General features: G+C 63.0%; 20 protein-coding genes, 1 other RNA gene and 1 pseudogene. 15 read left to right on the top strand and 7 right to left on the bottom strand.

Annotation, left to right across the window (positions count from 1 at the left end; all coding sequences use genetic code 11):
• Positions 1–5: 5 nt before the first annotated feature.
• From So717_RS01315 to So717_RS01300, 4 genes are all read right to left on the bottom strand, one after another.
• A complete protein-coding gene (locus So717_RS01315; RefSeq protein ID WP_159974405.1) occupies positions 6–956 on the bottom strand; it encodes a DUF2927 domain-containing protein in 951 nt (316 codons plus the stop codon).
• Between the two features lie 7 nt (positions 957–963).
• A complete protein-coding gene (locus tag So717_RS01310) occupies positions 964–2,160 on the bottom strand; it encodes a toxic anion resistance protein (RefSeq protein ID WP_159974404.1) in 1,197 nt (398 codons plus the stop codon).
• Between the two features lie 26 nt (positions 2,161–2,186).
• Entirely contained in the window at positions 2,187–3,074 is an 888-nt protein-coding gene (locus So717_RS01305) for a 5-bromo-4-chloroindolyl phosphate hydrolysis family protein (RefSeq protein ID WP_159974403.1), read from the bottom strand.
• Positions 3,075–3,323: 249 nt separating this feature from the next.
• The gene (locus tag So717_RS01300; RefSeq protein WP_159974402.1) at positions 3,324–4,154 is read right to left on the bottom strand and encodes a pseudouridine synthase; all 831 of its coding nucleotides are present in this window, start codon (positions 4,152–4,154) and stop codon (positions 3,324–3,326) included.
• A 62-nt stretch (positions 4,155–4,216) separates the two neighbouring features.
• Here So717_RS01300 and So717_RS01295 point away from each other — a divergent pair, with 62 nt between their 5' ends.
• The 10 genes and pseudogenes from So717_RS01295 (at position 4,217) to So717_RS01250 (ending at position 10,690) form a co-directional block, all read left to right on the top strand.
• A complete protein-coding gene (locus So717_RS01295) occupies positions 4,217–4,666 on the top strand; it encodes a nucleoside deaminase (protein ID WP_159974401.1) in 450 nt (149 codons plus the stop codon).
• 49 nt (positions 4,667–4,715) lie between these two features.
• Positions 4,716–5,372 (top strand): ceramidase domain-containing protein, encoded by a 657-nt coding sequence (locus So717_RS01290; RefSeq protein WP_159974400.1) that lies wholly within the window; start codon positions 4,716–4,718, stop codon positions 5,370–5,372.
• Between the two features lie 30 nt (positions 5,373–5,402).
• A complete protein-coding gene (gatC, locus tag So717_RS01285; RefSeq protein ID WP_159974399.1) occupies positions 5,403–5,690 on the top strand; it encodes an Asp-tRNA(Asn)/Glu-tRNA(Gln) amidotransferase subunit GatC in 288 nt (95 codons plus the stop codon).
• Entirely contained in the window at positions 5,690–7,177 is a 1,488-nt protein-coding gene (gene gatA, locus So717_RS01280; RefSeq protein ID WP_159974398.1) for an Asp-tRNA(Asn)/Glu-tRNA(Gln) amidotransferase subunit GatA, read from the top strand. Before gatC ends, gatA begins: the two co-directional genes overlap by 1 nt.
• 13 nt (positions 7,178–7,190) lie before the next feature.
• Complete coding sequence (locus So717_RS01275) at positions 7,191–7,934, top strand: hypothetical protein (RefSeq protein WP_238840591.1); 744 nt, start codon at positions 7,191–7,193, stop codon at positions 7,932–7,934.
• Between the two features lie 2 nt (positions 7,935–7,936).
• Complete coding sequence (locus So717_RS01270) at positions 7,937–8,587, top strand: N-acetylmuramoyl-L-alanine amidase (RefSeq protein ID WP_159974397.1); 651 nt, start codon at positions 7,937–7,939, stop codon at positions 8,585–8,587.
• Between the two features lie 90 nt (positions 8,588–8,677).
• Positions 8,678–9,058: RNase P RNA component class A (rnpB, locus tag So717_RS01265), an RNA gene on the top strand.
• 21 nt (positions 9,059–9,079) lie between these two features.
• Positions 9,080–9,775: pseudogene (locus So717_RS01260) on the top strand (SDR family oxidoreductase).
• Positions 9,776–9,914: 139 nt separating this feature from the next.
• On the top strand, positions 9,915–10,082 hold the full coding sequence (gene rpmG, locus So717_RS01255; protein WP_011454349.1) for a 50S ribosomal protein L33: 168 nt from the start codon (positions 9,915–9,917) through the stop codon (positions 10,080–10,082).
• A gap of 68 nt (positions 10,083–10,150) precedes the next feature.
• Positions 10,151–10,690, top strand: coding sequence for a P-loop NTPase family protein (locus So717_RS01250; RefSeq protein ID WP_159974396.1), 540 nt, complete (start codon positions 10,151–10,153; stop codon positions 10,688–10,690).
• 103 nt (positions 10,691–10,793) lie between these two features.
• On the opposite strand, the gene So717_RS01245 is transcribed toward So717_RS01250, so the two are convergent.
• Positions 10,794–11,570, bottom strand: a complete 777-nt coding sequence (locus tag So717_RS01245) for a Bax inhibitor-1/YccA family protein (RefSeq protein WP_159974395.1) — start codon at positions 11,568–11,570, stop codon at positions 10,794–10,796.
• A gap of 173 nt (positions 11,571–11,743) precedes the next feature.
• On the bottom strand, positions 11,744–11,959 hold the full coding sequence (locus tag So717_RS01240) for a YjiS-like domain-containing protein (RefSeq protein ID WP_238840589.1): 216 nt from the start codon (positions 11,957–11,959) through the stop codon (positions 11,744–11,746).
• Positions 11,960–12,077: 118 nt separating this feature from the next.
• On the opposite strand from So717_RS01240, the gene So717_RS01235 reads away from it, so the two are divergent.
• The 5 genes from So717_RS01235 (at position 12,078) to So717_RS01215 (ending at position 16,489) form a co-directional block, all read left to right on the top strand.
• A complete protein-coding gene (locus So717_RS01235; protein WP_159974394.1) occupies positions 12,078–12,953 on the top strand; it encodes a LysR family transcriptional regulator in 876 nt (291 codons plus the stop codon).
• A 515-nt stretch (positions 12,954–13,468) separates the two neighbouring features.
• Positions 13,469–13,840, top strand: a complete 372-nt coding sequence (locus So717_RS01230; RefSeq protein WP_159974393.1) for a helix-turn-helix domain-containing protein — start codon at positions 13,469–13,471, stop codon at positions 13,838–13,840.
• A 77-nt stretch (positions 13,841–13,917) separates the two neighbouring features.
• Positions 13,918–14,730: a histidinol-phosphatase gene (hisN, locus tag So717_RS01225; protein ID WP_159974392.1), complete on the top strand. Its 813-nt coding sequence runs from the start codon at positions 13,918–13,920 to the stop codon at positions 14,728–14,730.
• Positions 14,727–16,067: an 8-oxoguanine deaminase gene (locus tag So717_RS01220; RefSeq protein ID WP_159974391.1), complete on the top strand. Its 1,341-nt coding sequence runs from the start codon at positions 14,727–14,729 to the stop codon at positions 16,065–16,067. Before hisN ends, So717_RS01220 begins: the two co-directional genes overlap by 4 nt.
• Positions 16,067–16,489, top strand: coding sequence for a CAP domain-containing protein (locus So717_RS01215; protein WP_159974390.1), 423 nt, complete (start codon positions 16,067–16,069; stop codon positions 16,487–16,489). The genes So717_RS01220 and So717_RS01215 overlap by 1 nt, the downstream gene beginning before the upstream one ends.
• A gap of 44 nt (positions 16,490–16,533) precedes the next feature.
• Here So717_RS01215 and guaD read toward each other — a convergent pair whose 3' ends face one another.
• Complete coding sequence (gene guaD, locus So717_RS01210; RefSeq protein ID WP_159974389.1) at positions 16,534–17,838, bottom strand: guanine deaminase; 1,305 nt, start codon at positions 17,836–17,838, stop codon at positions 16,534–16,536.
• Between the last annotated feature and the right edge of the window lie 85 nt (positions 17,839–17,923).

The following is a 17,923-nucleotide window of genomic DNA, read 5'->3' as shown; positions in this document are numbered from 1 at the left end:
TGGTCTCAGCTCGAGCCGGTGCCTTTTAGCGCGCGGGCGATGGTCCGGACGATGGGCGCGGCCTCCGCCGCTGTCATGCCGGGTGTCAGGCGGTCGTCATAGAGCATCTTGAGCAACAATTCGTCGTGTTTGGTCAGCAGTGCGAATTCATCGTCATCATTAAAGATGGAGGGCCGCGCGGTGCGGCTGTCGTTGGCCAGCCCAAGCGCCTGTGCCATCTCTTCATGAATGCAGCTGAGCCGCAGAAGGCTGGGATTTTCCGCGCGGATCACGGCCACGGCGGCAGTGTAGGTATTGGCATCCGAGCCTGCGGCATAGGCGGCCACGGCGCAGTAGGTGTCGCGCGAGAGACTGCGCAGAGCATTCAGGCTTTCGCGGGTGATGCCCGGCACGCGCGCAGCGGCGGCATCCAGCGCGGCATCGCGGTCGTCTTCGCTGGCTACAATTACAATGAAATTGGGTGTGCCGAACGTCATGATCGGATGGCCGGTGATCTGCCCCAGTCGTTTGGCATAGCCGCGAATGGCCGCGCCATCGGCGCTGCGTTGCGAGGGCGGGACACCATTGCCAAAGAGCGTGCCGACCCGCACCGGCGCAGACCACCGGCGCAGCGGGCTTTCACCACCGCGCCCCTGCAATGCGCTTTCGTATTCGTTGAAAAACACAATGCGTTCGAAATTGCGCGCCAGCATCGAGGGGGTGAAGGGCGTGTCCGTGCCGCCGCCATCTTCGCGCAGCAGACCCTGGTTCAGCTGTGTAGCCTGCACTTGCACCAGGTAGCTTCGCAGGGCGGCACTCTCTTCGGATGTCGGCCGCAGCTGTGTTTCGGCCCGAACGGAGGGCCGCGCACGGGGTGTCTTCACCGATGGCGGCTCCTGCATAAGATCGCAGGCGGCCAGGGCCACTCCGGCCAGCCCGAATGCGCCCCAGCGCAGGAGTGTGCCACACGGTGCCATGTCGCCCTCAGGTCGGAACCGAGGTTACGGCTGTGTCGCCCAGCCCAGTGGCTTTCGCACGGGCCGAGGCCAGCGTGTCGCGCAGTTTGCTCTCCATCTGCTGCAGCTCCGTCTCGGCTGCGGCGCGGCGGGCCTTGCCCTCATCCGCGATCTGCAAACTCTCCTCGATGGTGCCGATGAGGTCCGCATTGGCCTGTTTCACGGCCTCGATGTCGAAGACGCCACGCTCCATCTCCTCGCGGATGACCTTGTTGCTTTCGCGCAGGTTTTTCGCGTTGGCGGTCAGCAGCTCATTGGTCAGGTCATTGGCCTGCCGCACCGCCTGCGCCGCCTCGGAGGAGCGCTGGATGGTCACCGCCTGGGCCAGTTGCGTCTCCCACAGGGGCACGGTGTTCACCAGCGTGGAGTTGATCTTGGTGACGAGCGACTTGTCGTTTTCCTGCACCAGGCGGATCGAAGGCAAGGACTGCATGGTCACCTGCCGCGTCAGCTTGAGGTCATGCACCCGGCGCTCCAGATCGTCGCGCGCGGCGCGCAGGTCGCGCAGCTCTTGGGCCACCATGACCTGATCCTCCTCGGCCGCGGCGTCGACTTCGGCGGCCTTGGCGGGGATGGTTTTCTCGTCCAGCTCAGCGAGCTTCTCCTCGCCCGCCGCTATGTAAAGCGCCAGCTCATCATAGAATTGCAGCGTCTTCTCATAGAGCATGTCGAGCGACTTGATGTCTTTCAGCAGCGTGTGCTCGTGCTGCAGAAGCTCATCGGTGATACGGTCGATCTGGTCCTGCACCTCTTCGAACTTTGCCGTGAACTTGGCGAAGGGCGCGGCTTTGCCCATCAGCTTTTCCCAGAAGCTGCGCTCGCGCCGGACGTCAAGCTCATCAATGGAAAAGCCGCGAATGGTGGTCACGATGTTGCGCAAACTGTCGCCTGCCGGGCCCACATCCTTGTTGCGCACGCCGCCGAGCATCGCCTGGCTGATCTCCTGCAACTCCACCTGCGCGCGGCTGCCGAAGGCGACGATGGAGTTGGTGTCACCCATGTCGATCTCGGCCATGCGTTTGGTGATCTCGGCACTCACGGGCGCGTCCGCTTCGGCCATGGGCACGATGGCATTTGCATCCGCCGGCTCGGGCAGAATGACGGCAGTGACCTCTTCGACCATCTTGAGGTCTTCGGCGGCCTTTTCACGTGTGGTTTCGCTCATGGATAGTCCCCTGTTGTTGGGCGGCGTCAGTCGAGCCGCACCCCTTCGCGTTGCAGACGGTCCCGCAGGACCTCGATTTCGACCGTGAGGTCACTGTGGTCGTCCAGCATGAGTTTGGTGGTGCGGTTGGTGAAGTTCTGTTCCAGATCGTCGAGCAGCGCGAGGTAGTCCGCGCGGGCCTGCTCGTCCTGATTTCGGGCGTAGATGTCGGCGAATTTCACCGAGGCATCGCGGGCACCGAGCAGGTAGACGCCCAGATATTTGCGCGCTGCCGTCAGATCGCGCGGATCATCCTCAACCGTGCGGATCAGATCACGCACGACGGTCTGAAACTGCTCCATCCGGGCAGTGACGCGGCGGTCGCCCGCACGCTTCAAGGCATCCATCATGGCCAACAGATGCGCCTCCGCCTCGTCGACGACGCGTGCGACACGGTCCTGCTGGAACGTGTCGATGCCTTCCATGCCCTTGTCGGTCAGCGGATCAATGCCAAACGCCGCCACATGCAGGCCAGAGGCTGCGACACCGAAGAGCACGGCTGCGACGAGATTGCCATCATGGCTGAGCGCGGCCAGTGCGGTCCCGAGGCCTGCCATGCCTGCTGCTGCGATCTTGCGCGGCATGGCCGGGCGGCGGGCAACTTTTCTCTCGTGCCAGGCGGCTTCGGCCATCAGCCCGCCGCGCAAGAGCCATGCACCAAGCGCCAGCGCCGCCGTGCCCGCCAGACCAAGCGTCAACCCCAGCGCGCCTTGCGTGAGCGACATGAACAGCAGCACCACAGCGGGCAGAAACATCAGGTTCGCACGTGCGCCCACAGGGTCGACCTTGGCGCCCGAAAAGCCACCTTTTCGTGGCGCGGCACCCTCTGTCGGGGCACCCTGAGGGCTGTATTTTCCGCCGAACCGTTTGGCCATACCGTCAGAGACCACCCAGCAGGCCTGCGGCGACACCCGTCATCAGGACAAGCAGCGCCACAAAGGCAAATTTCTGCATCGTATTCGGCGTCATGTTGTCTCCCCGGACTGACGGTGCCTTGAATATATGCCCATGCGCGTCAGCATGCTACCCCGCTCTGCCGTGGGTTGCGCTTCCCGCCGGTTTTGGCGCGTCTCGGTTCCAAACTGGGGGCAGAGTGCGCAGGGCGGCAGGGGGAATTTTCCCCTTCAGGTCTCAGAACGCCGGGGTTTGGCCGGTTTCGAGGGGCGCGGGCGGCTGCGCCGCTGCCGGGTGGCGCGCTCGGGTGTCTTGCTCGGTTGCTCCTGTTCGAGACCCAGCTGGTCGCGCAAGATGCGGCGGCGCACCTCTTCGACCGCGCCCAGTTTCAGATCGCCCAGCTGGAAGGGCCCATAGCTGATGCGGATCAGCCGGTTCACAGTGAGGCCAATGTCCCCCAAGGCGCGTCTGATCTCGCGGTTCTTGCCTTCGCGCAGCCCGATGGTCAGCCAGGCGTTGGCACCCTGCTGCCGGTCCAGCGTCACGGTCATGGGTTGGAACTGCTCGCCTTCAACGATCAAGCCCTTGCGCAGCGGCGCCAACATGTCATCGGTGGGTCGCCCGTTCACCCGCACGCGGTAGCGGCGCAGCCAGCCGGTCGAGGGCAGCTCCAGCTTGCGTTTGACGCCGCCGTCATTGGTGAGCAGAAGCAGCCCTTCGGAATTCAGATCAAGCCGGCCCACGCTCATCACCCGTGGCATATCCTCCGGCAGGGCGGAATAGATCGTCTCGCGCCCTTTTTCATCACTGTCCGTGCTCACCAGCCCCGTGGGCTTGTGAAAGAGCCAGAGGCGCGGCGGCTCGGGTTCGGTCACAGGCGCGCCATCGACGGTGATCTTGTCAGCCCCCGTCACGTTCAGCGCGGGGCTGTCGATCATCTTGCCATTGACGGTGACGCGGCCTGCCGCGATCATACGTTCCGCTTCGCGGCGGCTGGCGACACCGGCGCGGCTGAGGATCTTGGCGATGCGGTCGCCTTTGGGTGGCTCTGGCTTGGACATGGACGTGCCTTAGCCGCTTTGCGGGGCTTGCGAAAGGGGGCGCTTTGCGGGCAACTGGACCTATGGAATTCAACACCCACATGCAGCAGGCTCTCAGCGAGGCGCGCGCGGCAGCCAAGCGCGGCGAGGTGCCGGTCGGTGCCGTGGTGGTGGACCCCTCCGGCGTGGTGGTGGCTGCAGCGGGCAACCGCACGCGCGAGCTGAATGACCCTACGGCGCATGCCGAGATGCTGGCCCTCCGCGCGGCCTGTGCCGCAGCGGGCTCGGAGCGGCTGGTGGACCACGCGCTTTACGTGACGCTGGAACCCTGCGCGATGTGCGCCGCAGCCATCGCGGCGGCGCGGGTGGCGCGCTTGTACTATGGCGCAAGCGATCCCAAGTCAGGCGGGGTCGCGCAGGGCGCACGGGTCTTTTCGCACCCGCAATGCCACCACGTGCCCGAGATCTTCGACGGCATCGCCGCCGCTGAATCCGAGGCTTACCTGCGCGCCTTCTTCACCGCCCGCAGGTAGGGCGGGCTTTCAGGCCGCCCTTGGCTGGGCGCAACGCGGGAGAGACAATATGGACTGGACGCGACAGATCGACAGCTACTGCGAAAGGCTCGACGCCTCTTATTGGGCCGAGCCGGTGAATGCGGTCACCAACCTCGCCTTTATTGTCGCTGCGCTGATCATGTGGCGGCGATCAGATGGCGACCGGCTGGCGCAGCTGCTCTGCATCGTGCTCTTCGCCATCGGGGTAGGTAGCTATCTCTTTCACACGCACGCACAAACCTGGGCGGCGATCGCGGATGTCACGCCGATCCTGCTTTACATCCTCATTTATATATACGCGATGAACCGGGTGGGCTGGGGGCTCAGCCTTTGGCCTGCGCTGGGGCTCACCGCGCTCTTCTTCCCTTACGCCTGGCTCACGGTGCCACTGTTCCAGAGGGTGCCGGGGATCGGCTCTTCTGCAGGCTACGCGCCGGTCGCGCTGCTCATCTTGATCTACGCTGCGCTGCTGCGCCACCGTGCGCCGGACCTCGCGCGGGGGCTGGCCATTGGCGCGGGTGTTCTCATCGCCTCCATCACCTTCCGCTCGCTCGATTTGCCGCTTTGCGGCCAGATCCCGCTGGGCACCCATTTCATGTGGCATCTGCTCAACGCGCTGATGCTGGGCTGGATGATAGAGGTTTACCTGCGCGCCGCTCTTGGCAAGGCGCGCGCGGGCGGATAAACGCCTGCCCAAAGCAGACGAGGAATTGCGATGTCCATTGACGAGAGCACAGCCGCCCGCGTGGCCAAACTCGCCCGGATCAAGGTGGAACCTGAGGCGCTGCCCGCGCTGGCGGGGGAGTTCAACACCATCCTGGGCTTCATCGAGCAGCTCAACGAAGTGGATATCGACGGCGTGGAGCCCATGACCTCCGTCACCCCGCAAGTGCTCAAGCGCCGGGCCGATGTCGTGACCGATGGCGACCAGCAAGCCAAAGTACTGTCGAACGCGCCTGATGCGCGCGAAGGCTTCTTTGCCGTGCCGAAGGTGGTTGAGTGATGAGCAAGCTGAACGAACTGACCCTGAGTGCCGCTCGCGACGCCCTACGCGCAGGCGAGACCACCTCGAAAGAACTGACCGAAGCCTGCCTTGGCGCCATTGAAGGGGCGGGGGCGCTCAACGCCTTTGTGCACCACACGCCTGAGATCGCCTTGGAGCGTGCTGCGGCCGCTGACGCGCGGCTCGCCAACGGCGACGCGCCCGCTATGTGCGGGCTGCCCATCGGGATCAAGGACCTCTTCTGCACCAAAGGCGTCGCCTCCCAGGCAGGCTCGCGCATCCTCGAAGGTTTTCTGCCGGAATATGAATCCACGGTGAGCCAAAACCTCGCGGACGCAGGCGCGGTCATGTTGGGTAAGCTCAACATGGACGAATTCGCCATGGGGTCCTCAAATGAGACCTCAACCTACGGCAACGCTGTGAACCCCTGGCGGCGCGGCAATGACGACGCGCAGCTGACCCCGGGCGGCTCGTCTGGCGGATCAGCCTCTGCCGTCGCGGCGGACCTCTGCCTCGCGGCCACCGGCACCGACACCGGCGGCTCCATCCGCCAGCCTGCAGCCTTCACCGGGACCGTGGGCATCAAGCCCACCTATGGGCGCTGCTCGCGCTGGGGCATCGTGGCCTTTGCCTCTTCGCTCGATCAGGCGGGTCCGATGACCAAATCGGTGCGCGATGCCGCGATCATGCTGGAGGCCATGTGCGGCCACGACCCGAAAGACAGCACCTCTGCCGACCTGCCCGTTCCAAACTTCGAGGCAGCGCTGAACGGTGACATCAAGGGCAAGAAAATCGGCATCCCCAAGGAATACCGGATGGACGGCATGCCGGAGGAGATCGAGACACTCTGGCAGGACGGCATTGCAATGATGAAAGATGCAGGCGCCGAGATCGTGGATATCTCGCTGCCGCATACGAAATACGCGTTGCCCGCCTATTACGTGATTGCACCTGCCGAGGCGTCGTCCAACCTCGCGCGTTATGATGGCGTGCGCTACGGCCACCGCGCCAAACTGGACCAGGGTGACGGCATCACCGAGATGTACGAGAAAACCCGCGCGGAAGGCTTCGGGGATGAGGTCAAACGCCGGGTCATGATCGGCACCTATGTGCTGTCGGCGGGGTTCTACGACGCCTACTACAACCGGGCGCGCCGAGTTCGCACGCTGATCAAACGCGACTTCGAGCAGGTTTTTGCCCAAGGCATCGACGCGATCCTGACCCCGGCAACCCCCTCGGCGGCTTTTGGCCTGGGGGAAATGACAGATGCCGACCCGGTGGCGATGTATCTCAACGACGTCTTCACTGTGACGGTCAATCTGGCCGGTTTGCCTGGAATTGCGGTGCCTGCAGGGCTCGACAAGCAAGGCTTGCCCCTGGGCTTGCAACTCATCGGTCAACCTTGGGCGGAGGCAGATCTGCTCTGCGTTGCACATGTTCTTGAGCAGGCGGCGGGCTTTGTGGCCAAGCCTGCGAAATGGTGGTAATCTCCGCTGCCAGATGAGCAGAACAGGCAGAGATTTCATGACAGCACGGGTCGTTTTTGCAGCCCTCACCCTTGCCGCCTTGAGCGCCTGCGCCCCGCAGGTGCCAGACAGCGGGCAGGGTGTGGGGTTCGACAATTCTTTTGAAGCGCAGCGCCAGCGTGACGCAGCGCTTGCCGGAGGTGAGGTGGGCGTGCCCGGGGCCACAGACGCGCCCCTTCCCGGCTCGCCCGAGGACACAGCAGCTGCCACAACCCGCATTCTGGCTGAGACCCGCCCCGGCGCGCCGGACAGTGCTGAACTCAACTCAGGCGTGGCTCCGGTGCAGGCAAGCCCGTCCAACCCAGCGCCTGCGACGATCAACAACCCTGGGATCTCGGACGAAAACGATTTTGACGCGGTGGCCGAACGTCAAACCATCGAAAGTGACGCCGCCCGGATCGAGCGCAACCGCGCGCAATATGAGGTGGTGCAGCCTGAAGCGTTGCCGACCCGCCAAGGCGGCGAGCAACCCAATATCGTGGCCTTTGCGCTCGCCACCAGCCATCCCAAGGGGCAAAGCGTCTATGCCCGGGCCGGATTTGGCGGCGAGGGGCGCGCGGCGCGCAACTGTGCCGATTATGCTTCGCCCGATCTGGCACAGATCGATTTTCTCGCCCGCGGAGGCCCCACGCGGGATCGCAGAGGCCTTGACCCCGATGGCGATGGATATGCCTGCGACTGGGATCCGGCCCCCTTCCGCACGGCCTCCGAAGGCTGAACGTGATCGAGCGGCCCTCGCCGAACTTCGGGCCACGCCGCGACGGGCTGACACCGTCTATCATTGTGCTGCACTACACAGCCATGGCATCGGCTGAAGCTGCGATCCAGCGGCTGTGCGACCCCAAGGCTGAGGTGTCCGCACATTATGTCATCTGCCGGACGGGTGCTGTGACCCGGTTGGTCCCCGAAGACCAGCGCGCGTGGCACGCAGGGACCGGAGAATGGCGCGGATGGACGGACATCAATTCCCGTTCCATTGGCATTGAACTCGACAACGCCGGAGACCACCCATTCCCAGAGCCGCAAATGGCGGCGCTGGACGCGCTCTTGCGGGATATCTGCGCGCGCTGGCCGATTTCGCCGGAGAACATCATTGGCCACTCAGACATGGCCCCGGGCCGCAAAAGCGACCCGGGGCCGCGCTTCGGCTGGGCGCGCCTGGCGCGGCAAGGCCTTGCCGCGCCAGGCGCGCCCAGCCGCCCCCTGGCGGACGTCAGCGCCCAGCGGTTCCGGACGCTAGCGCAAGCTGCCGGGTTCACCGCCAACGTCGACGATGCCACGCTGCTCGCGGCTGTCCGCCTGCGGTTCCGCCCACATTCGCGCGGCCCTCTCAGCCAGGAGGATCTGGCTGTCTTGCCTGACACCGGCTGATTTCATTGTTCGTCAAATATGCCCGCCGGAGGCTTCCCAAGCTCTCACCCCATTGACGCCCGGCGAAATAACACGCATCACCGCCTTCGCGCGGAAGGCCGGATGGCCGCGGCGCCGGGCAACCGGGGTCGAGGAAAGTCCGGACTCCCAAAAGCAACGGTGCCGGGTAACGCCCGGGCAGGGCAACCTGACGGACAGCGCCACAGAAAACAGACCGCCGCAGCACTGCGGCAAGGGTGAAACGGTGGGGTAAGAGCCCACCGCGCCGCTGGCAACAGGGGCGGCACGGCAAGCCCCACCGGGAGCAATGCCAAATAGGGATCGCGCGTCGCAAGACGGGGCCGCTTTTGCCCCAGCAGATCCGGGTTGGCAGCTAGAGCCCTTGCGGTAACGCAGGGGCAAGAGGAATGGTCATCGAACCGGGGTTTGCGCCCTGGGGAACAGAATCCGGCTTACAGGCCTTCCGCGCATATCTTTTCGAAAAGGTGAGAGATGGACCTCAAAGGCAAAGTGGTGGTCGTGACCGGGGCAGCGATGGCATCAGGCGGCACATCTGCCTCAAACTGGGGCAGGCGCTCTGCAGGCTTGCCATCCTCGGGCGCAGTCCCGACCGTCTGAGCGCGGTCCGTGACGCGGTGCAGCCTGAAGCGCTGGCCTGCAGCTGCGATCCGCAGCAAAGCGGCGAGTTCACAGAGACTGCGCAGCAGAGCCGCGTGACCTTCGACGCGGTCGATGTCTTCATCAACAACGCAGGCGTCCGGCTCAGGGCCAGGCCTGCTGGATGCGATCTCGGAGGAGATGGTGGCAGCGACCTTGCAGACGAACCTCACTGGTACGATCCAGCTGACCCGTGCGCTTCTGCCCGCTTTGCGGGCGCGGGATGACGCAGCAATCCTGAACGTGATCTCCAAATCCGGCGTGGTCGCTCAGGCCGGGCAGTCGGTCTACACGGCGAGTAAATACGGCATGCGCGGCTTCACCGAGGTGCTGAAGGCCGATGAGGCGGAGACCGGCGTGCGGGTGGCGGGTCTATACCAGTCGGGCACCAATACCGAGATGTTTGCAAAAGCAGGGGAAGAGGTGCCGAACCACATCTTCACCGAACCGCAAGACCTGGCAGACGTGGTGGTTTTCATGCTGCCACGGCCGCCAAAGCTGTGGATGCATGACGTGCGCATTGAACTTTGACAGACACAAAGGCCCGAGCGCTGGCGGAGTGGAAAATCGAGGCTTTTGCGGTTGACTCGCGGCCACATCCGGGTAAAAGCCGGGCTTCAGGATTTTCAGCAGCCCGTCCCGCGCGAAGGGCCGCAGCAGGAGACACACCATGGCCAAGCCAACCACGATCAAGATTCGTCTGAACTCCTCGGCGGGGACAGGCCATTTCTACGTGACCAAAAAGAACGCACGCACCATGACCGAGAAGATGGTTGTGCGCAAATACGACCCGGTTGCGCGCAAGCACGTCGAGTATAAAGAAGGCAAGATCAAGTAAGATCGCCCTTTCCTTACCAAGGCTTCGAGGCTGCGCCCATGCGCGGCCTTTTTCGTTTTGGAGGCAGTATGAAACGCGTGATGATCGTGGGCGGCCCGGGCTCGGGCAAGAGCACGCTGGCCCGCTTTATGGGAGAGAGGACCGGTCTGCCGGTGCACCATATGGATCACCTGCATTGGATGCCCGGTTGGGCGGAACGGCCGCGTGCCGAAAAACTGGCCATGGCGCAGGCCATCGAGTGCTCGGATGCCTGGATCTTCGAAGGCGGCCTGTCGGCGACCTATGATCACAGAGCGGCATGTGCCGACACGCTCATCTGGTTGGACCTGCCGGTTTTTCTGCGCTTGTGGCGGGTCACGGCACGCATGTACCGCTACTATGGTCAGACCCGGCCTGATATGGCTGCGGGCTGCGTTGAAAAGCTGCACGGCGAGACGTTTGAGTTCTACCACTACATCTGGCGGACCCGGCGCAGCAATCCTGCGCGGTTGCAGGGGCTTATGGCGCGGCATCCGCATCTCGACTGTCATCACCTGACCTCACGGTCGCAAGTGGCGATTTTCATGCAAGACCTGGAAGCGCATGGAGCGTCAAGCTCCCCCAATTGAGCTTACAGTGCTATGAACCGGGGGGCTGCTCAGGGCCACCCGCTACGACAATAAAAAGGGCCGGTTCTTTTCAGAACCGGCCCCGGTAACGGCTATGATCCGATTATTCGCGATTGCCGAACAGTTGCAGCAGCATCATGAACATGTTGATGAAGTTCAGATACAGGCTCAGCGCGCCCATGATACCGGACTTCTGCAACCACTCCTGGTCGCCGTGATGCGCGTGCGCCAGATAAGTGTTCTTGATGTTCTGCGTGTCATAGGCGGTGAGGCCTGCGAAGATCAGCACACCGATCGCGGAGACGGCGAACATGATCGCGGGCGAGCCGATGAAGAAGTTCACGATCGAGGCCACGATAATCCCGATCAGACCCATGATCAGGAAGCTACCCCAGCCGGAGATATCCTTCTTGGTCGTATAGCCCCAGAGCGACAGGCTCGCGAAGGCGATGGAGGTCACCAGGAAGATCTGCGCAATCGAGAACCCGGTGAAGACCAGGAAGATCGAACTGATCGACAGACCCATGACGGCCGCAAAGACATAAAATACAGTCTGAGCTGTTGCCGCCGACATGCGGTTGATGCCAGCGCTGAAACCAAAGACGAAGATCAGCGGTGCAAACATCACCACCCACTTCAGAGGCGAGGTGTACAGCGCCGCGCCCAAGCTGGTGAGATACTGATCCGCTCCAATTTGCGCGACGCCTTGTGCCGGATCGCTGGTCACCGCGAGGCCGGAAATGGCCCAGGCAGCGGCAAATGTGATCAGCATGCCCACGGACATCGTGCCGTAGACCCTATTCATATGGGCGCGCAGCCCCTCATCAATCTGGGCGGCGCGGGATCCGGCTGCCTGCCGGATTGTATTCACGTCAGCCATTAAGACCTCCACTTGAAACTAGTCCGCGCGCAGACCTTCCGCGCGCTCTGCGCCAAATATCGGTGGCGGTTGCCTGTATTTCAAGGCTTTTCGGTCGGGATTGTGCCGGTTTGGTAAGAATTAGATACCAAATCCATAATTGTCATGCAGGGCGCAGATCCCGCAGGGGCCCATCACTGGTCTTTCCAGGTGTCCGGAACATCCCAAAAGCTGCGGCGCGCTTCGATTTCAGCGGCTTGGCTGTCGATGCCGATGTCTTGCAGGCCGCGGGCGTCCAGTCGCGCCAGCGCGCGGCGCGAGCGCCGGAGCGCCAGATAATCTGTCAGGCTGAATGCGCTGCGGCGAAGGGGCGCTGCGGCGCGCGATGAAATCATATCAATCAAAGCCATGATTCAGTTCCTTTCGTGATGTGTCGTTGTCATGTCATCAAGCTGCTTGATGTATATGACCAACTGTGGTTCATTTTGAAAACGAATGTTTGTGAACTCTTTCATCAGAGGTGTTGATATGAGAAATCTGGATGTGACCACCTTGCGCTCATTTGTTGCGGTCGCAGATGCAGGAGGGGTCACGCGGGCGGCCGGATTTCTGCATCTGACCCAGTCAGCGGTGTCGATGCAGCTGAAACGGCTGGAGGAGCTTTTGGACGTCGAACTGCTGGACCGGTCCGGCCGGACCATCGCGCTTACGGCGTCTGGAGAGCAGCTTTTGATCTACGCGCGTCGGATTGTTGCGCTGAACGATGAGGTGGTCGAGCGGCTGACCGATCAGGCTTATGAAGGCGAGATCGTGCTCGGTGTGCCGCATGACATCGTCTACCCGGTGATTCCGCAGGTGCTTAAACAGTTCCATGTGGCCTTTCCGAGGGTGCGTGTGAGGCTGATCTCCTCCTACACGCGCGCGCTGAAGGAGATGCATGAGAAAGGCGACTGCGATCTGATCCTGACGACCGAACGTGCGCTGGACCCGAAAGGCGAGATTTTGGGCGACAAGCCGCTGCGCTGGATCGGCGCACCGGGGGGCACCGCCTGGCGGCAGACGCCCCTGCGGCTGGCCTTCGGGCGCCAGTGCACCTTTCGCCCTCATGTGGTTGAGGCGCTGGATCTGGCCGGCATTCCCTGGGAGATCATGGTGGAGACCGAAAGTGACCGGACGATCGAGGCGACGGTCAGCGCCGATCTTGCCATTCATACGATGATCGAGGGGACCGAGCCGCCGCATCTTGAACGGGTCGATCATGGGGGCGCGTTGCCCGAACTGCCCAACCAGTTGATCAATCTCTATGGCGCGCACTCCGTCAAAAACGTCATGCACAGCACGCTGGCGGATTTCCTGCGGCGCGCGTTTGCAAAGCCCGAGGCCGCGCGGTTGAAGATTGTCTGAGCCACCTCCGACGGAGATATCTGCAAGATTCGGGGCGAATTTGGCGCGTAATTTGCCCCGACACGCCTTGCATATTTCGCTTGGCCCGGCGGGATTTCGCCAATCTCGGTGGAAATAGGCGAATTCTGGCGCTGGCGGCCGAGGCTCAGCACGGTCTTGCAGCGTCATGGGCGGAAATTCTAGCTTGCGGGGAAAAAACAGCATCAGACCCGTCAAAATCAACTCTTGATTGAGTAAAATCGGCGAAAGTTACGGATATCCCGAAAATTTTAGACGAATAGTGGGACGGCCCTCTCGGTCTCAAAAAGGGCTGATTTCTATGGGAAAGACGCGCTTAGATTGATCTGGAGCGGGCTCGGTTCACGCTATGGGGCGGGGATTGTCATTGATCAGAGGCCGATTTTCCTTATTGTTCTGGCCCAGAATGGTTTGTGGTGATCGCGGCTAGGTTGTGCCAAGGATGCAGTCCGGTCGAGAGACCACCTTTTTACAAGGTTAATGCAAGGGATAAGCAAATGGTACATGTCGTAGATGCTCATGTTGGAAAGCGTATTCGCCAACGGCGCTGGCTGGTCGGAATGACTCAGCAAAAGCTTGCCGAATGCGTCGGGATCAAGTTCCAGCAGATTCAGAAATACGAAACCGGTGCCAATCGTGTGAGCGCGTCCCGGCTTTGGGACATTGCAGATGCGCTTGAGGTGGATGTCGCATTTTTCTTTGAGGGTCTGAAATCCGATCAGGACGGCCCGGTCGAAGAGCAATCGATCCCGACGGATATGATGGGGGATAAGGAGGCCATGGATCTGGTGCGCTCCTACTACGCGATCCCTGAAAATCAGCGCCGCCGTCTTTTCGAACTGGCGCGTGTCCTGAGTGACGTCGCCTGAGCGCAAAGCGCATGAAATCCATGCAATGGCTCTGAGCGGGTCTTGCGCCTGATGGGTGCGGCTGGCACCAAGGAGCGATGACCCGCGAATGTTTGCTACACGAGAGTGCTGAAATTGACGCCACGGCGCAGCGGATGGCTGATGCGGCGCGGCAAGCCATCTTGCCGTTTTTTCGCCAACCGGATTTGTTGACCGACAATAAGCTGGCAGGTGGCTACGACCCGGTCACCGAGGCGGATCGCGCCGCCGAGACAGCGATGCGTGCTATTCTGGCAGAAAGCCGCCCCGACGATGCGATTCTGGGTGAAGAGTTTGGCCGGGCAGAGGGCACCTCGGGCCTGACCTGGGTGCTAGACCCCATCGATGGCACCCGTGCCTTTGTGAGTGGTACGCCAACCTGGGGTGTCCTGATTGCGGTGTCTGACAACAGCGGGCCTTTTTACGGGCTGATCGATCAACCCTACATCGGTGAGCGGTTTGTCGGCCACGGCGCGCAGGCCTGGATGCAGGGGCCGCTTGGCCAGCGGGCGCTGTCGACCCGCCCGACGACGCGGCTTGATCAGGCGACGCTGCTCACCACCTTTCCCGAAGTGGGCAGCGCCGAAGAGGGTGCGGCCTTTCACGCCGTGGCCCAGCAGGTGAAGCTCACCCGCTACGGGATGGATTGCTATGGCTACGCTCTTTTGGCGGCGGGGCAGGTTGATCTGGTGATTGAAGCGGGGTTGCAGGCCTATGACATTCAGGCCCCCATCGCGCTTATCCAGGCTGCTGGGGGTGTGGTCACAGACTGGGACGGCGCCCCGGCGCATGAGGGTGGGCGGGCGTTGGCGGCCGCAAACCCGGATATCCATGCTGCGGCGCTGACGGTCTTGCGCGACAGCCTGGCATGAGTCGGCTTCTGCTGCGCGGTGCCGATCATCTGTTGACGATGGATGACGATCGCCGCGAACTGACCGGCGCGGATGTTCTGATCGAAAACGGTGTGATTGCCGAGATCGGTGCCGGGTTGCAGGCTGATGCGCCGGTCATTGATGCCGGGGGCTGTGTGATCACGCCCGGCTTGACCAACACGCACCATCACCTTTATCAGAGCCTGACACGGGCCGTGCCCGCAGCGCAGGACGCCCTGCTCTTTGGCTGGCTTGAGACGCTCTATCCGATCTGGGCGCGCTTTACTCCGGAGCATATGTTTACCTCTGCACAGGTTGGTCTGGCGGAGCTGGCGCTGTCCGGCTGTAGCCTGAGCAGTGATCACCTCTATCTCTATCCAAATGGCGCGCGACTGGAGGATACCATTCATGCGGCTGCAGAGGTCGGCCTGCGGTTCCAGCCCACACGCGGCGCGATGAGCATTGGCCGCTCGCAAGGCGGTTTGCCCCCCGATGATCTGGTGGAGCGGGAGGCGGATATACTGGAAGACTGCATCCGCGTGATCGACGCCTTCCATGATCCGGCACCGGGGTCGATGTGTCGGGTGGGGGTCGCGCCCTGTTCGCCCTTCTCGGTCACCCGCGATCTGATGCGCGAGGCGGCGCTGTTGGCGCGGGACAAAGGCGTAATGCTTCATACGCATCTGGCTGAGAACGATGAGGATATCGCCTATTCGCTGGAGACCTTCGGCTGCAGGCCCGGGCAATACGCGCAAGAGCTTGACTGGGTCGGGCCCGATGTGTGGCACGCGCATTGCGTCAAGCTCGATGCGGAGGAGATTGCGCTCTTTGCGCAGACGGGGACGGGTGTGGCGCATTGCCCCTGCTCAAACTGCCGCCTGGGCAGTGGGATCGCACCGGTGCGGCAGATGCGGGAGGCGGGGGTGCCGGTTGGGCTGGGCGTCGATGGCTCAGCCAGCAATGACGCTGGCAATCTGGTGGCCGAGGCGCGACAGGCGATGTTGCTGCAGCGGGTGGCGCAAGGCGCGGATGCCATGAGCGCCCGCGCCGCACTGGAGATTGCCACGCGGGGTGGGGCTGATGTGCTGGGGCGGCCTGAGTGTGGGCGTATTGCGGTGGGTGCGCGGGCGGATATTGCGGTCTGGGATGCGTCGGGCATTGAGACTGCGGGCAGTTGGGACCCCGCGGCGCTGTTGTTGGCTGGACCGACGGTCGTGCATGATCTGATTGTGGAAGGCCGCGAGGTCGTGCGCGACGGGCAGGTGGTGACACTGGATATGCCGGGGCTGATTGCGCGGCAGACCCGGCTTGCGCATCAGTTGATGGACCGGCTTTGATGCGCTGGTGTGTGCTGCTGTTCTCTGTGTTGCTTGGCGCGGCGGCAGCGGCGGACCCGCGCGCCACCGACGTCTTGAATGACTATCGCGCGGCTGCTGGGCGCGCGTCGCTGACCTATTCGGCAGCGCTTGAGGCCGCCGCTCTGGCGCATGCGCGGGACATGGCGCGGGTGGGTTTCTTTGACCATCGGGGCAGTGATGGGTCAGGCGTGGGAGAGCGCGTCGCCCGACAGGGCTACGGCTGGTGCTTTGTGGCTGAGAATATCGCAAAGGGGCAGGGCAGTCTCGACGCGGTCATGCAGGCCTGGGCGGGCTCGCGTGGCCACCGGCGGAACATGTTGTCACGCCAAGCGCGGGAATTTGCACTGGTTGAGGCGCCGGGACGCATCTGGGTCATGGTGCTGGCAGCCCCTGGGTGTTGAGCCGGCGGCGCGTTTGGCAGGCAGGCCCTCCGGGGGGGATATTTTTAGCCAGAAGAAGCGGCGTGTCGGTGTCCGGCAATCCAGACATCAGCGATGGCGCGGTCATCGCCCATCATGAGGGTGGGGAAGAGTACTTCCCAAACACTCCGGGCCTGGCCGGCGCGTTGTGCGATGGCCGGGGTGGAGGCCAGATCCAGGATGGTGAGGTCGGCCTCGTAACCTGGTGCCAGCCTGCCGATTTTCTCATGCAAGTGCAGGCTGCGGGCTGAGCCTGCGGTGGCGAGCCAGATCAGCTGTGCCGGGTGCAGGGCTGTGCCGCGCAGTTGCGCGATTTCATAGGCCGCGGCCATGGTGCGGAGCATGGAAAAGGAGGAGCCGCCGCCGGTGTCGGTGGCCAGCCCAAGCGGGATTTGGCGCGCGGCGAGGCCTGCGACATCCATCAGGCCGGAGCCGATGAAGGTGTTCGAGGTGGGGCAGTGGATCAGGGCCGCGCCGCTTTCGGTGATGCGATCGATTTCGCGCGGCTCAAGGTGGATCGCGTGACCGAGGATTGCGCGGGGCCCCAGTAGCCCGTGCATCTCATATGTGTCGAGGTAATCGCGGGCGTTTGAGAAGAGGTCACGGACCCAGGCGATTTCATCGGGTTGCTCGCTGAGGTGCGTTTGCATCGGGCAGTCGGGGTGTTCGGCCCAGAGTGCGCCCAGGGCGCTGAGTTGGTCTGGTGTTGAGGTGGGCGAGAAACGCGGAGTGATGGCGTAGGTCGCGCGGCCTTGTCCGTGCCACCGCGTTAGCAGGGCCTTGCTGTCATCATAGGCGGACTGGGCCGTATCTCGCAGGCCGTCCGGCGCGTTGCGGTCCATGCAGGTCTTGCCCGCCACCGAGCGCAGGCCGCGTGTGGCGGCGGCGTCAAAAAACGCATCGACGCTATGCGCGTGAATGGTTGTGTAGGAGCACATGGTTGTCGTGCCATGATCCAGTGCGAGATCCAGGTAGCGCGCGGCGATCTGGCGGGCATAGTCGGGGTTGGCCAGCCGCATCTCTTCGGGGAAGGTGTAGCTGTTCAGCCAGTCGATGAGCTGCTTGCCCCAGCTCGCGATGATGGCCGTTTGTGGGTAGTGCACATGGGCGTCCACAAACCCCGGGCAGATCAGATGTGTGCCGTAGTCTTGCACCTGCGCCTGAGGGTGATCGCAAAGCAGGTCATTGCGGTTGCCAACGGCGCGGATCATCCCATCTTCGATCAGCAGGGCGCCTGCGCTGTTGATGTGGATCACCTCCTGCCAGGGTTCAAGAAACGGGTTACCGTCCGCAACAAAGGTCTGGCCAAGAAGGAGGGTCTGTGTGCGCATGCCCTCTGTCTAGGCACTTCGCCGGGCGGCGACAATGTGGAAATGCGGTGCCATTGTGTCCGGCAAATCGGCCCCTTATGGTCCG

It is taken from the genome of Roseobacter cerasinus (genome assembly GCF_009811755.1).
GTDB classification, from domain to species: Bacteria; Pseudomonadota; Alphaproteobacteria; order Rhodobacterales; family Rhodobacteraceae; genus Roseobacter; species Roseobacter cerasinus.
This window is presented reverse-complemented; position numbering and strand designations above follow the sequence as displayed.